Annotated in this window: 8 protein-coding genes and 2 pseudogenes; 7 read left to right on the forward strand and 3 right to left on the reverse strand. The window is 68.1% G+C overall.

Translation table 11 applies throughout. From position 1 onward, the window contains the following. Nucleotides 1-780: 780 nt before the first annotated feature. The 3 genes and pseudogenes from Q0A27_RS04625 to Q0A27_RS04635 form a co-directional block, all read right to left on the reverse strand. Nucleotides 781-1098: a hypothetical protein gene (locus tag Q0A27_RS04625; RefSeq protein ID WP_291473981.1), complete on the reverse strand. Its 318-nt coding sequence runs from the start codon at nucleotides 1096-1098 to the stop codon at nucleotides 781-783. 22 nt (nucleotides 1099-1120) lie between these two features. After that, a pseudogene (locus tag Q0A27_RS04630) lies at nucleotides 1121-1231 on the reverse strand (ATP-binding cassette domain-containing protein); the annotation flags it as partial. Nucleotides 1232-1313: 82 nt separating this feature from the next. Continuing rightward, a pseudogene (locus Q0A27_RS04635) lies at nucleotides 1314-1714 on the reverse strand (GntR family transcriptional regulator); the annotation flags it as partial. A gap of 191 nt (nucleotides 1715-1905) precedes the next feature. On the opposite strand from Q0A27_RS04635, the gene Q0A27_RS04640 reads away from it, so the two are divergent. The 7 genes from Q0A27_RS04640 (at nucleotide 1906) to Q0A27_RS04670 (ending at nucleotide 13909) form a co-directional block, all read left to right on the forward strand. After that, nucleotides 1906-3261, forward strand: coding sequence for an NYN domain-containing protein (locus tag Q0A27_RS04640; protein WP_291473898.1), 1356 nt, complete (start codon nucleotides 1906-1908; stop codon nucleotides 3259-3261). Between the two features lie 182 nt (nucleotides 3262-3443). After that, entirely contained in the window at nucleotides 3444-5516 is a 2073-nt protein-coding gene (locus Q0A27_RS04645) for a galactan 5-O-arabinofuranosyltransferase (protein ID WP_291473899.1), read from the forward strand. Between the two features lie 56 nt (nucleotides 5517-5572). After that, nucleotides 5573-9052 carry an arabinosyltransferase domain-containing protein gene (locus Q0A27_RS04650; protein ID WP_291473900.1) on the forward strand — a complete coding sequence of 1160 codons (3480 nt, stop codon included), beginning with the start codon at nucleotides 5573-5575 and terminating at the stop codon, nucleotides 9050-9052. Nucleotides 9053-9109: 57 nt separating this feature from the next. Beyond that, nucleotides 9110-11191, forward strand: coding sequence for a M13-type metalloendopeptidase (locus Q0A27_RS04655; protein WP_291473901.1), 2082 nt, complete (start codon nucleotides 9110-9112; stop codon nucleotides 11189-11191). Between the two features lie 105 nt (nucleotides 11192-11296). Next, nucleotides 11297-12145 carry a hypothetical protein gene (locus tag Q0A27_RS04660; RefSeq protein ID WP_291473902.1) on the forward strand — a complete coding sequence of 283 codons (849 nt, stop codon included), beginning with the start codon at nucleotides 11297-11299 and terminating at the stop codon, nucleotides 12143-12145. Beyond that, on the forward strand, nucleotides 12142-13332 hold the full coding sequence (locus tag Q0A27_RS04665) for a PrsW family intramembrane metalloprotease (RefSeq protein WP_291473903.1): 1191 nt from the start codon (nucleotides 12142-12144) through the stop codon (nucleotides 13330-13332). The genes Q0A27_RS04660 and Q0A27_RS04665 overlap by 4 nt, the downstream gene beginning before the upstream one ends. 163 nt (nucleotides 13333-13495) lie before the next feature. Further along, on the forward strand, nucleotides 13496-13909 hold the full coding sequence (locus Q0A27_RS04670; RefSeq protein ID WP_291473904.1) for a hypothetical protein: 414 nt from the start codon (nucleotides 13496-13498) through the stop codon (nucleotides 13907-13909). Nucleotides 13910-13960 lie beyond the last annotated feature (51 nt).

Consider the following 13960-nt stretch of genomic DNA (forward strand, 5'->3'; position numbering starts at 1 on the left):
CAATAAACCCCATAAAGAGCCATCACTGGCAAAAATAAATATACTGAACTGCTGACATCCAAAAAATGAATATCCACGCATGCTCCCGGTCGGGGGACCGGGAAACCATGCGCCGGTCACAACAACCGACAGAACAGACCTGAGATTCAGTATTTAACACGCAGTCACCCACGTGCCGGCACCAACCCAAGTCATCATCTGCCGACCATGCGACAAAAACTTGATTCATCACGCTATTGAGTTCTCAAACAACATCCGCACACAACGAATCACTCACCCTTGATCAGGCGAGCTCCGAAGCGGCTGTGACCGATACTGTACAACACCCGGTGCACGAGGGCAAACCGAAGATGTCCGCCGGGTAAACAGTCCGTTACCCGATGTGACGTACACGTTCCAGCGCCGTTGTCCTCCGCCTCAGTCCTCGTCCCTCTCGGGCCGGTGACCGGCGGTATCGGTCGCGCTGACCAGACATAATCTACACAGCACCCCTCAGCGCCACAAACCTGCTGGTCGGAGACGATTTTACGTTGGCACCAGTTCGCCATGCCCCGGACTTCGCGCATGGAACAGCGCGACGCCAGCCGGGTCAGCAGCGGCACGAGCCCCATGCCACCGCCCCGCGCCAGCACCGCGTGCTCCGGATCCGGTTCGCTGAGCCACAGTCCGAGGTCGTGGGCGCGGACGCCCAGCTCGGTGTACTCCACGTGGCGGGGGGCGATGATCCAGGTGCGGTCCGGATCCGCAGTGATCTCGCCGAGAAGGACGCTGTAGCGGAGATCACGGTTCTGGATGTCTCTGGATGTCAAAGCCCCGGTAGCGCTCGTCGAGCAGTGTGACCTGCGCGCGGACTCCCCGCCCGATCACCAGGCTGGCCAGGGTCTCCTGTCCGCGCGAGAGTGAGGGGAACCGGGCTTTCGGGTCAACTCCGAAGCGCCCGACCAGCTCCGTGGCGAAGGACTCGTCCCAGCTGGTCCACCGGGCGGCTGCGATGTCCATGAGCGTCCGCACCGACATGTTCGGCGGATAGGGAACGTCCGCGCCGGCGGGAACGAGGTGGTCGAGGACGCCACGGTTGTCCCACACCGGGGGACGCATCACCCTCCTCACCGAGCGTCAGTGTGCCGCTGACGCGGATCTGCCCGGCGAGGGTCCGCAGCAGCGTCGCCTTACCGGCACCGTTGCGGCCGATGAGACCGCGGACGTGTCCGAGCGGGATCTCGCAGGTCACAGCGTCCAGCGCGGTGGTGCGCCCGCACTTTTTCGTGACCTCGCGGAGGTGGAAGGCGGCGTCGGTATGAGAGCCATGGTTCCAGTCCTCTGCCTTCTGCGGTGCTTTCCACGAGCTCGTGGAGGTCGGCGCGCGTCAGCCCGAGGGAGCGGGCCTCATCGATGAGGGGGTGAGGTAGTCGGCGGCGATGGCCTCACGGCGCCGGTCGAGGACGCGGTCGAGGACGCGGTCGAGGACACGGTCGAGGACACGGTCGCGGGCACCCGGTTCGACAAACATTCCCAGGCCACGCCGCTTCGCGAGGATGCCGCGGTCCACCAGCAGCTGCAGACTCTTGCGGGCGGTCGCCGGAGTGATGGAGTGGAAGGACGCCAGTTCATTCATCGACGGCGCACGGTCCCCCTCGGCGAGGGAACCGTCGACGACCGAGTCCTCGACAAGGTCCGCGATCTGCCGGAACAGCGGTGCGGTGGTCTCGTCCATGACCGTCCTCCCGGCGCGTCCTCGTTGTGGTGAGCGGTAGTGAGTGGGTTGGTTACTCCAGTAACCAACCCAGAGCGCAACACGTACCCGTGACAAGGGTTCGGTGGACCGGTGTTCCCCCTGCCCCGTCCCCCTTGGGGCACACTGGGGCCTACACATTTTCCGATAACTGTGATTGAGGACTGACAGTCATGCTTGAGCGAACCCTTGTTTTCGTGGACACCTCCTACCTTCTCGCGAGCTTCTACAACTCCTGGGAGACTGGAGCGAGATCACAGTTGGAGATAGACCTACCTGAGGTGGTCAGCGTCATCCAACGGATGGCCGTCAACCAGTTTGACCAGCCCGTTCACCGGCAGAACTGGTATGACGGCATCCCCGATTCCGGTCCCCACCGCTACCAGCGCGCACTGCGCTCCGAACCCGGCGTGCAGCTGCGCACCGGCCAGCTGATCGAGTGGGGCGACCGACGCACCCAGAAGGGCGTCGACACCCGCCTGGTCGCCGACATGGTCAAGGCCGCCCTCACCGGCACCTGCAGCGATATCGTGCTCGTCTCCGGTGACGCTGACATGATCCCCGGTGTCGAGGAGGCCGTCGACGCCGGCGTGCGCGTCCACCTCTACGGCTTCGGCTGGGACTCCATGTCCTCCAACCTGCGCTTCGCCTGCGACTCCACCACCATCCTCGATCCGCGCGAGGACTTCCGCGACTGCATGCGCCTCCAGATCCTCGAGGGCCCGCTGCCCACCTCCGTCTGCGGCACCGCCGGGGAGGACAAGGACGCGGCCGACGCCACGGAGTGCACCGGGGCCACCGGGGGCGCCACCCCGGACACGGCCGCCGCTGAACCCGCACCGGAGAGCCAGGCACGGCACAAGCCCCTGGGGGACGCCCAGCCCGTCGAAGATCTCAGCGGCACCTCAGTCGTGCCCGACCTGAGGAAGAAGAAGCGGCATCCGGCCGCCCCCGCACCAGTGGAGGACACTGAGTTCGCCGCAGTCGCCGAGGTCGCCGAGAAGCCGGTCCCGGGCACCGCGACAGACGCTGCCGCGACAACCGACGCGGCGTCCGGGACCAAGGGCGCCGAGACCGAAGATGCCGAAGCCAGGGGCCCCAGGGACGCTGCGCCGAAGGTCGAAGACCCTGCACCCGCCCCGCTGACCCCGGGCGGTGCCCCGGAATCCGCCGACGACACCCCGGCGGCGCGCCCCAACCCGTCGATGATGGCGCCGCGGCGTCGGATGCGCAGCCGCTATGTCCCGTTGCCGAACGAGATCTGGCAGAGCACCGGTGAGCAGAGCCCCTTCGACGTCGGCCAGCAGTACGCGGTGTGGTGGTACGAGCACGCCGCCACCGCCGACCAGCGCGATGATGTCCACACCCTCTCCGGCGGCGGCCTGCCCCAGGCCATCAACCAACCGCTCGTGCAGTTCGCCTGCCAGACCCTCCACGAGGTCACCCTGTCGGAGAACCAGCGCATCCACCTGCGCGACGGTTTCCACTCCGGGATCCGGGGCATCCTGCACAATCCGCGGGGTCACTGAGCCCGGCTTTTCTGCGCCCCGTGCAGCCACCGGTACCGGGGCGCTGAATTCAGGTACCTGATCACCGCACCCCGGTACCGGTAGCGACAGTGGAGCTCACCCGATACCGGTCCTGACATCCGGCAGGTACCGGAACGCGCCCCTACCCCGGGAGCCCAGCGCGGTGTGGAACAATCACGACCATGACAGACTCCGCCTCCACCAGCGCGTCGAATTCCCCGGGCAGCGATACAGGCAGTGCCACGGACACCGTCCCGGACAGTGCCACGGAGAGCACCCCGGCGACCACCCGGACCGGTTCGCCCCGTCCCGGTGCCCTGAACTTCGTGGGTCAGGTTGTCGGGGCCGGCGTCCTCGCCGCCCTGGTGACGCTGGCGGCGTGGATCGTCCTGGCCCGCACCCACCTGCCCGCGTTCTCCAACTCGAACGTCACCAAGGCGCTCGCCAGCGCCGGGGCGATCCTCGTGCTCGCGGTCCTCGGCCTGGTGATCTACCGGATGCTCCACCCGCGTACCCCGGGCACCTCGGGCGCCGCGACACCCCGGTGGAAGACCGTCCTCAGCACCCTCGTCTGCTGGCTCGCCCCTGCCGCCCTGGTCATCACCCTGATCGGCATCCCCCTGGCCGCGACCCGGCTCTACCTCGGCGGCATCAGCGTCGACCAGGCGTTCCGCACCCAGTTCCTCACCCGCATGACCGAAGACCCCGGCTTCGGCGACATGGCCTACCCGGACATGCCGAGCTTCTACCCGCGCCTCTGGTTCCTCACCGGCGGGATGTTCGCGAAGCTCGCCGGCCTCTCCGGCTGGGCAGCCTTCCAACCCTGGGCCCTGATCACCCTCGCGGTGGCGGCGTCCGTCCTCGTCCCCGTGTGGCACCGGATCACCGGTTCCCTGCCGCTGGCCAGCATCATCGCGGCGGCGACCACCGTGACCCTCCTCTACGTCGCCCCCGAGGAGCCCTACGCCGCCATCGTCGCCGTCGGCATGCCCGCCGCCGCGGCGATCGCGGGCCGTGCGATGCGCGGTTCCCGGGCTGCGATGGCCGGACTCATCATCTACCTCGGTGTCTCGGCGAACCTCTACACCCTCTACACCGGGATCTCCGCGGCGTCCGTCACGCTAGTCGCCCTCGTCATCGCCTGGCAGGCCTGGAAGGGACGCCGCGCCGACGCCGGCACCTCCCCCTGGCCGCCCCTGCTACGCCTGGTGACCGTGGGCGTCGGCTCCGGCATCATCGCACTGATCGGCTGGGGCCCGTACCTCTACTCCCTGCTGACCTCCTCCCACGGTTCCACCGGCCGCGCCCAGCACTATCTCCCGGAGATCGGCACCGAACTCCCGACCCCGTTCTTCGAGTTCTCGGTCGTCGGCGCCCTGTCCCTGGTCTGCATCGTGTGGATGGTGCTGAACTTCCGTGACCGCACCGTGCAGTGCCTGCTCTCCGGACTGGTCGTGGCCTACGCCTGGGTGGTCCTGTCGATGATCATGCCGCTGCGCGGGACGACCCTCCTCGGTTTCCGTATGGAACTGCCGATCTCCCTGTTCCTCGTCACCGGTGGCGTCCTCGCCCTGGAGCAGCTGCGCCGCTCGGGTGTGGCGAAGGCCTACCCCGTTCTCGTCACCCCGCAGCGTGCGCCGCAGGTCACCGCAGTGCTCGGCGTCCTGCTGGTGTTCGCCACCGCCGTGTACGCCGTGTCCGTGCCGCTGCACCTGCGTGACGAGATCGACCTGGCGTACACCGACACCGACGGTGATGCCGAGCGTGGCGACACCCTCCCGGCGGACTCCACCGTCTACTTCAACGAGGTCGACGCCGCGATCCGCGAACTGCGCGGTGACAACCCGGCGGACACCGTCGTCCTCACCGACGAGCAGAGCTTCGTGGCCTACAACTCCTACCCGGTCTTCCAGGCGATTTCCTCGCACTACGCCAACCCGCTGGGTGAGTACGAGGAGCGCAACGCGGAGATCGAGCGGTGGACGCAGATCGACGACCCGACCGAACTCCGTGAGGCGATGGACGCCGCGGACCGTGACCGGGGCTGGCGCTCACCGGACGCCCTGCTGCTGCGCGGTCAGCTCGAGGACGACGGCAGCGGTGAGATCGACTCCTTCTCCTACCGGATCTCCGAGGACATCTACCCCAACGACCCCAATGTCCGGTTCCGCCCGGTCAGCTTCCATGCCAGCGCATTCAGCGAGGGGTGGACGCTGCGTCAGATCGGACCGTTCGTGCTGGCGGTACGAGAGTGACGCAATAGCACCAACCACTTAGGACGCACTGCGGTACTGACGTAACATGTGCACCTATGTCACGAGTCGATGAAGCAGCCCCCGACGCGTCCCATTCGCCACAGGACCCGACCGGCACGCCGGCCACCCCGGTGAACCCTTCCAGGTTGAAGCTCACAGCGATCGTGTCAGGCCTGCTCGGCCTGCTGATGTTCTGCCTGATCCCGCTGCTCCCGGTGCAGCAGGTCCAGTCGAGCTACTCCTGGCCGCAGGGCGGTGACCTGCGCAGCGTCACCTCCCCGCTGGTCTCCTACCAGGCACAGGACCTGGACATCACCATCCCGGTCTCCGAGGTCCGTGACCTCAACGACGGCCAGACGACGGTGCTGTCCACCGTCCCGGAGGACTCCGAGGACCAGACGCTGCGCGGCCTGTTCGTCCGCTCCACGGACAACGGCCTCGACGTCATCAACCGCAACTCGGTCCTGCTGTCGATCGACAACGCCACCCTCACCGACCTCCCCTCGGACGCGGTGCTGCGCATCTCCTCCTCCGCCGACGGCACCCGTGCCTGGGTCCCGGACGCCACCGGCGCCGCGGAGATCGCCGATGTCTCCGGTGCCGCCCGGGAATCCTCCGACGGCGCGGTGCTCGACGGCCTCGCACCCGACGACATGCGTCCGATGCTCACCGGTATCTACACCGAGCTGACGGACACCCCGGAGAACACGCAGGCTGCCGTGGACGCCGGGCTGAACGTGGATGTCACGATCGACTCCCGATTCACCTCATCCCCCTCTGCCATGAAGATCGCCGCCGCGGTCCTCGGCCTCCTATTCACTGTCATCGCCCTGTGGTCACTCCACCGCATCGACTGCCTCGACGGCCGGACCCGCACCCACCGCCGCTTCCTGCCGGCGAACTGGTGGCGACCGCGCTGGCTCGACGGCATCGTCGGCGGCATCCTGCTGATCTGGTACTTCATCGGCGCGAACACCTCTGACGACGGCTACCTGCTCACCATGGCCCGGGCCAGCCACGAATCCGGCTACATGGCGAACTACTACCGCTGGTTCGGTGTGCCGGAGTCCCCCTTCGGCGCCCCGTACTACGACCTGCTCGCTGTGATGACCCGCATCTCCGACGCCTCGACGTTCATGCGTCTGCCCGGTCTGCTCGCCGGATTCCTCGTCTGGATGCTGCTGTCCCGTGAGGTCCTGCCTCGCCTCGGCGCGCCGTTGAACAACCGCAGGGTCGCGCACTGGACCGCTGCCGCGGTCTTCCTCGTCTTCTGGATGACTTTCAACAACGGACTTCGTCCGGAGCCGGTCATCGCCCTCGGCGCACTGCTGACCTGGGTCTGTATGGAGCGCGCCATCGCGACGAGCCGACTGCTGCCCGCCGCGTTCGGCGTCATCGTCGCCTCGCTGTCCCTGGCCGCCGGCCCGACCGGCCTCATGGCCGTCGCCGCCCTGCTCGCCGCCCTGTCCGGGCTCATCCGCATCGTCATCCGCCGGCTGCCTGCCCTGGGTGCGCCGAAGGGATCCCCGAAGAAGAAGATTTTCGGCGCCGTCATGGCACAGATCGCCCCCTTCCTCGCAGCCGGCACTGCCGTGCTCATCTGTGTCTTCGGCGACCAGACCCTGTCGACCGTCATCGAGTCGATCCGCGTCCGCGGCGCGGTCGGCCCGTCCCTGTCCTGGTACGACGAGCCTTCCCGCTACACCGAACTCCTCAAGCAGACTGTCGACGGTTCCTTCCCCCGCCGGTTCAGCGTCCTCATGATGCTGCTCTGCCTCGGCGTCGTCGTCGCCTCGATGCTGCGCAACCGTCGCGTCCCGGGCACCGCCAACGGCCCGGCCGTCCGGCTGACCCTCGTGGTCATCGGAACGATGTTCTTCATGACCTTCACGCCCACCAAGTGGACCCACCACTTCGGCGTGTACGCCGGCATCGCCGCCGGACTGGCCGCCCTGGCGGCGGTCGCGGCGTCCACCATGGCGATGCGCTCGGCCCGCAACCGGATCCTGTTCATCGGTGCCTGCCTGCTGCTGTTCGCCTTCTCCCTGTCCGGCACGAACGGCTGGTGGTACATGTCCAGCTTCGGCGTGCCGTGGTTCGACAAGCCGGTGCAGATCGCCGGAATCGAGATCTCCACGGTGATGATGATCGGCTCGGTCGTCGTCATGCTCGTCGGTGTGGTCATCGGCTTCCTCGCCGACATCCGTGAGGCGAAGGCCACCACCGCCGCCGAGGTCGCCGAGGCAACCGACAAGGAACGGGACCGTGCCCGCCAGCTCGGCGGTGTCGCCGCCGCCCCTATCGCCGTGCTCACCGCCCTGGTCGTGGTGTTCAACCTCGGCTCGCTGGGCAAGGGCTTCATCTCCCAGTGGCCGGCGTACTCGGTGGGCAAGGGCAATCTCATGTCGCTGACCGGCGACAAGTGCAATGCCGCCTCCGACGTCCGCGTCGAGTCCGACACGAACGACTCCTTCCTCACCCCCGCCGACGGCACCGATTTCAAGGATTCCCTCGTCAGCGACTCCACCCGTGGCTTCGCCTCGAACAACATCCCGGACCGCATCCAGGACTCCGGCGACGACGACGGCACCGGCACCCCGGCGACCTCCGCCACCGCCGGAAACACCTTCGGCAGTTCCGACGATGACGCCACCACCGACGGCACCGCCGGTGGTCTGCAGACCGAGGCCGGTATCAACGGCTCCTTCGCCACCCTGCCCTTCGGCATCGACCCGACCCGCGTCCCGGTCGTCGGTTCCTACACCGACGGCCTGCAGGAGGTCGCGAACACCACGAGCTCCTGGTACTCCCTGCCGGAACGCCGGGAGGACGCCCCGCTGCTCGTCGTTTCCGCCGCAGGCGAGATCGCCCACGACGACCTCAACGGTGTCTTCCAGTACGGCCAGGAGCTGACCATCGAGTACGGGAAGTCCACCGGCGGTACCGGTGACGACTCCTTCGAGCCGATGGGCTCGATCGTCCCGCTCGACATCGAGACCTCTCCGCAGTGGCGCAACCTGCGCGTCCCGATGGAGTGGCTGCCGGAGGACGCCGACGTCGTCCGCATCGTCGCCAAGGACAAGAACGTCACCGCCGACCAGTGGCTGGCGGTCACCCCGCCGCGTGTCCCGACCCTGGTCAGCATGAATGACGTCGTCGGACCGGACGAGCCCACCCTCATCGACTGGGCCACCCCGCTGCAGTTCCCCTGCCAGCGACCCTACGATCACTGGGCCGGCGTCGCCGAGGTCCCGACCTTCCGCATCGCCCCGGACCACTCCGCCGAGAAGGGTCACTCCCCGGTGCAGGACTACTACGGCGGCGGTGCCGGTGGCCTGGTCCAGATGACCACCACGAGCGAGGAGATGCCGACCTACCTCCAGGATGACTGGCAGCGTGACTGGGGCATCCTCATGCGTCTCACCCCGTTCGAGTCCTCCACCGGCGAGCTGCCGAAGGAGGCCGAGCTCACCACCGAGGAGCACACCCGCTCGGGTCTGTGGTCCGAGGGGCCGATGAAGTTCACCATGAGCTGACCGGCTCGGTGGCCCCTCCGGGAGCGCGGGCGTCGCGGCGTCCTTAGAGTGGTGGGCATGACTGAATCTGCCCAGGCCGCCCACCAGCTCCCCGAGAACATCACCGAGGCCGTTCGGCCGACCCCCACGGCCGCCGACGACCTCTACCGGCACGTCAACGGCACCTGGCTGGCGACCCACGAGATCCCCGCCGACCGCGCCGTCGACGGCACCTTCCACGCGCTGCGCGACCGTGCAGAACTGGATGTGAAGGCCATCGTCGAGGGGGCCGACCCGGACACCCGCATCGGCGCGCTGTACTCCTCCTTCATGGACGAGGACGGTGACAACGGCATCGAGTCCGCGGGCCTCGGGGTACTCGACGCGGACCTCGACCCGGTGCGCGCGGCATCCTCTATCGGAGAGCTTGTCGATGTGCTGGCGCAGCTGGACCGCAGCGGCGTGGGCGGTGTCCTCGGATTCTGGACCGAGAAGGACGCCGGTCGCTCCGGTGACGGCATCGAGGTCCCCTACCTGGTGCAGACCGGCCTGGGACTGCCGGACGAGGCCTACTACCGCGAGGACCAGCACGCCGGGACCCGCGAGGCCTACCGCGGCTTCGTCGCCCGCTACCTGGAACTCACCGAGGCCCAGGAGCGTCCGGGCCGGTTCGCCGGTACGGGCGCAGCCGCCGCCCAGGAGGCCGCCGACGCCCTCATCGCCTTCGAGACCGACCTGGCCAAGGGCCACTGGGACACGGTCGCCAGTCGGGACGCGGAGAAGACCTACAACCCCACCACCCACGCGGACCTGCCGACCGGCTTCCCCTTCGCCGCCTGGCTCGACGGCGTGGGCATCACCGAGGAGAACTCACCCTCGGTGATCGTCTCCCAACCGAGCTACCTGGACCACGTCGCCACCCTCGTGCCCGGCGCGGCCGGCGGCGAGGGATACTCCGCCCACGACCTGGACGAGTGGAAGCTGTGGGCCTACTGGCACGTCGTCACCGCCCGTGCTGGCAAACTGCCGCGGGTGTTCTCCGAGGCGTCCTTCGACTTCTACGGCCGGACGCTTTCCGGTGCCACCGAGCAGCGTGACCGCTGGAAGCGCGCCCTGACCCTGGTCAACGGCGCGATCGGTGAGGATGTGGGACGCGTCTTCGTCGAGAAGCACTTCCCGCCGGAGTACAAGGCGAAGATGGTAGACCTCGTCGACCACCTGCTCGCCGCCTACCGTGAGCGCATCAGCGATCTGGCGTGGATGACGCCCACCACCCGTGAGAAGGCGCTGGAGAAGCTGTCGACCTTCCGCGCCCGGATCGGCTACCCGGAGGTCTGGCGTGACTTCTCGGAGATCAGTTTCAGCCCGCGCGGTGCAGACCTGATGGACAACTACCGGCGGATCACCAGGTTCAACCACGAATTCGAGGTCGGCAAGCTCGGCAAGCCCTCCGACCCGGAGCTGTGGTTCGCCACTCCGCAGACCGTCAACGCCTTCTACAATCCGGTCCGCAATGACATCACCTTCCCCGCGGCGATCCTGCGTCCGCCGTTCTTCGATCCGGATGCGGACATGGCCGGCAACTTCGGCGCGATCGGTGCGGTCATCGGTCACGAGATCGGTCACGGCTTCGACGACCAGGGTTCCAAGTACGACGGCGAAGGCAACCTCAACGACTGGTGGACCGATGAAGACCGGGCGGCGTTCACCGCGCTGACCGACAGACTCGTCGGCCAGTATGACGGTCTGGTTCCCACCGGTCTGGCCGAGCGCGGCCAGACCGAGCACACCGTCAACGGGAAGTTCACCCTGGGTGAGAACATCGGTGACCTCGGCGGTCTCGGGATCGCCGTGGTCGCGCTGAAGCGCTGGCTCGCCGAGCAGGGGGTCACCGTGGAGACCGCACCGACGGCCCCGGTCGAGGGACTCGAGGGTGAGTTCACGGTGCTGCAGCGGTTCTTCCTGCGCTGGGCGCAGATCTGGCAGACCGCGATCCGCCCGCAGATGGCGGCGCAGTACGTCGCCATCGACCCGCACTCCCCCGGCGAGTACCGCTGCAACGTGGTCGTCTCGAATGTGGCGGAGTTCTACGAGGCCTTCGGGGTCTCCGCGGGTGACGGCATGTGGCTCGATGAGGAGCAGCGCGTCACCATCTGGTGACGGCTGCGACAACCCTGTACCGAGATAACCCTGTACTGAGACTTCACCGTGCCGATCGCCGCCGTTCCGCCTGAACCCCCTGTCCCGCCCGGGTCCCCTGGCCCGGTGCCTCCGCCGCCCACTTCTGGTCTGACCCCTGGCCTGACCCCGGACCCTGATCCCGAGGGCCGGTACCTCACCCTGCCCACCGGCACCCGCCGTACCTCGGCGTGGTTCGGTGTCCTCGGGGTGGCGCTGCTGGTCCTCTGTGTCCCCTTCGCGCTGCCCGTCGACCGTGATGTCGTCGACGGGGACTACGACACCCTCGGGGACGCCGCCAATGACACCGTCCTGACCTGGGGCGACTGGGCTCCGGACCTGTCCGACCTCGACTCTTCCTGCAGTGCCCCGCGGATGCAGCCGGGCATGGCGAGCCTCTACGCCGACTGCGGTTCCGTACTCGTCGACCTCGTCGGCACCGCCGGGGTGGACGCCTCGGGTACGGACTCCGACCTGGCCCACTCCGCCGACCGCGCGGTCCGGGCTGCCTGGTCGGAAGACCAGGACCCGATGGACTTCGTCCGTGAGGACGTCAGCTCCCTGTTCCACCCGGATCTGGCGTCCTCCGTGGAGAACGTCCTGGTCAGTGACACCTTCGTCTACGACTACGACGACGGTTCCGACGACGACTGGAACGACTGGTCGCCGGAGGACGGCTTCGGCGGGTTCGGTGGAGCCGGCGGTGGCGGTAACGTCCAGGACGTGAACTACACGCCGGGTGGTGCGTCGGATGATGCGCCGGATACGGCGTCCGACGCGTTCTCCGGCTACCACCGGGTCGCCCGCTACAGTATCTACGCGCAGGCGGCGGCCTTCACCGGACCGAATGACGTGATGTACACCCTCGTGGTCAGCGGGGCCTCGCCCCACCAGGTGTCCGCTGCGCTGCCTGACCTGCTGTGGAGGATGCGATGAGTACGATGACCACTCCGCCGACCGGGAACGGGGCACCCGACTGGGAGATCGTCTCCGTACCACGCGCCTGGCACGATTCCCACCCGCCGACAGCGCGTCCGCGTCTGAAGTTCTTCTGGGACGTCTTCACCGTCTCCCTGCTGGTGGTGACCGTCCTGTGCGCACTGGTCATCGGATTCACCCTGCTCGGCGGGATGCTCTTCCCCGGGCCGGGACCTACGATGCTCGCCCTCGGCCTCGGCGTGGTCTTCGCCGCCGTGGTCTGGTTCATCGTCTCCCGCACACTGCTCTACCGCGGGACGCCGGTCCTGCTCGCCCTCGCAGCGATTCTGTGGGGAGTGACCGGCGGTGTGGTGCTCGGCGGGTTCACGTCCTCGGAGCACCTGTCGGAGCTCGCCGTCGGGTGGGGGATGCCACAGATCGCCTGGTCCCTGGCCGGCGCATGGCCGGAGGAGACCGCCAAGGCCCTCGGTGTGGTGCTCCTGCTCTTCGCCGGGCGCACCTGGTGGAACCGCCCGTGGCACGGGCTCGTCGCCGGCGTACTGGTCGGCGTGGGCTTCGAGGCCTTCGAGAATGCGCTGTACGCGATATCCCTCGCCCCGACCCATGCGGTCTCGGACGTGCAGGGTGTACTGGAGATGTGGCTGATCCGCCTGGTCGCCGGACCGCTGCTGCACGCGCTGTGCACCGGGCTGGTCGGCTACGCGATCGGTGTCGCCCTGCTGCGGGCCGACCTCACCGGCATGCAGCGGGCCGGCTGGGTCCTCGGCGGCTGGGGTGCCGGTTTCGCGGTGCACGCCCTGTGGAACCTCATGCCGGACTGGGAGAAGGACTCCACTGCGGCCGCCCTGGTCCGCATGGCCCTGGTGTGGGTCGGCGGTATGGCGGTCCTGGCGTCCATCTGGGTGCACAGTCACCGGGAGGCCCGTGCCGCCGCGGATGCCGGGATGTACCCGGTGGTGACCGTCTACCGGAAACGTCCGGTGGCTGTGGCCGGGGTGCCGGGGATGCCCGGCCTGCCTGGTCTGCCCGGCTATCCGGGTGCGACGGTGATGCCGGGGTATCCGCCGGCTACCCGTCTCCCCGGCTACCCGGGCGTGCCGACGCAGCAGTTCCCCCAGGCCCCGCAGCAAGGCCCTCAGCAGGGACCGGAACATCCCCCGCAGTGGCCGGATCCGCGTCAGTAGCAGCGCCGACAGTGCAGCAGATCAACCACCGGTACCGAGGTGCGGAGATCAGGTACCTGAATTCCGCCTCCCGGTACCGGTAGCTGCATCACGGAGATCCGGACGGAGGTTCAACCTGCATACCGGGCTTGCGCTGACAGGAAGAACCGATAGCATGGCTGCCATGTCTCTCCAGCCTCACGGTTCCCACCGTTCCCCGTCCACCCGTCGTTCCCCCTCCCGACTGGTCCGCGCCTCCATGGTCGGACTCACCGGCCTCGCTGTCGCCGGTGCCGGTATCGGCATCGCGTCCACCGCCGGCGCCTCCCCCGAAGCCCCCGCCGCGGCCGCCTCCACCAACAAGATCCAGGACTTCTCCGGCGCCGCCGCTGTGGCCCTCGCCGCCGGTGTCAGCCCGGAGACCATCGCCACCCTCACCGCCAACCCGGAAGCCACCTACGCCGCGGCCCTCAACTACGGCGTCCCCGCCGAGACCATCGACTGGGTACTGGCCAACCCGGGTGCCGCCCTCGGCGCCGCCCAGGCTGCCGGCATCGACGTGGTCTGGGCAGCGGACACCCTCGCTGCCGCCGTCTGATCAGGTCAGGCTTCACCGAAAACTTTTCTCCCCCGCCCGGTCCGCCGCTTC

The sequence above is a fragment of the Corynebacterium sp. genome, assembly GCF_022712275.1.
GTDB lineage: Bacteria > Actinomycetota > Actinomycetes > Mycobacteriales > Mycobacteriaceae > Corynebacterium.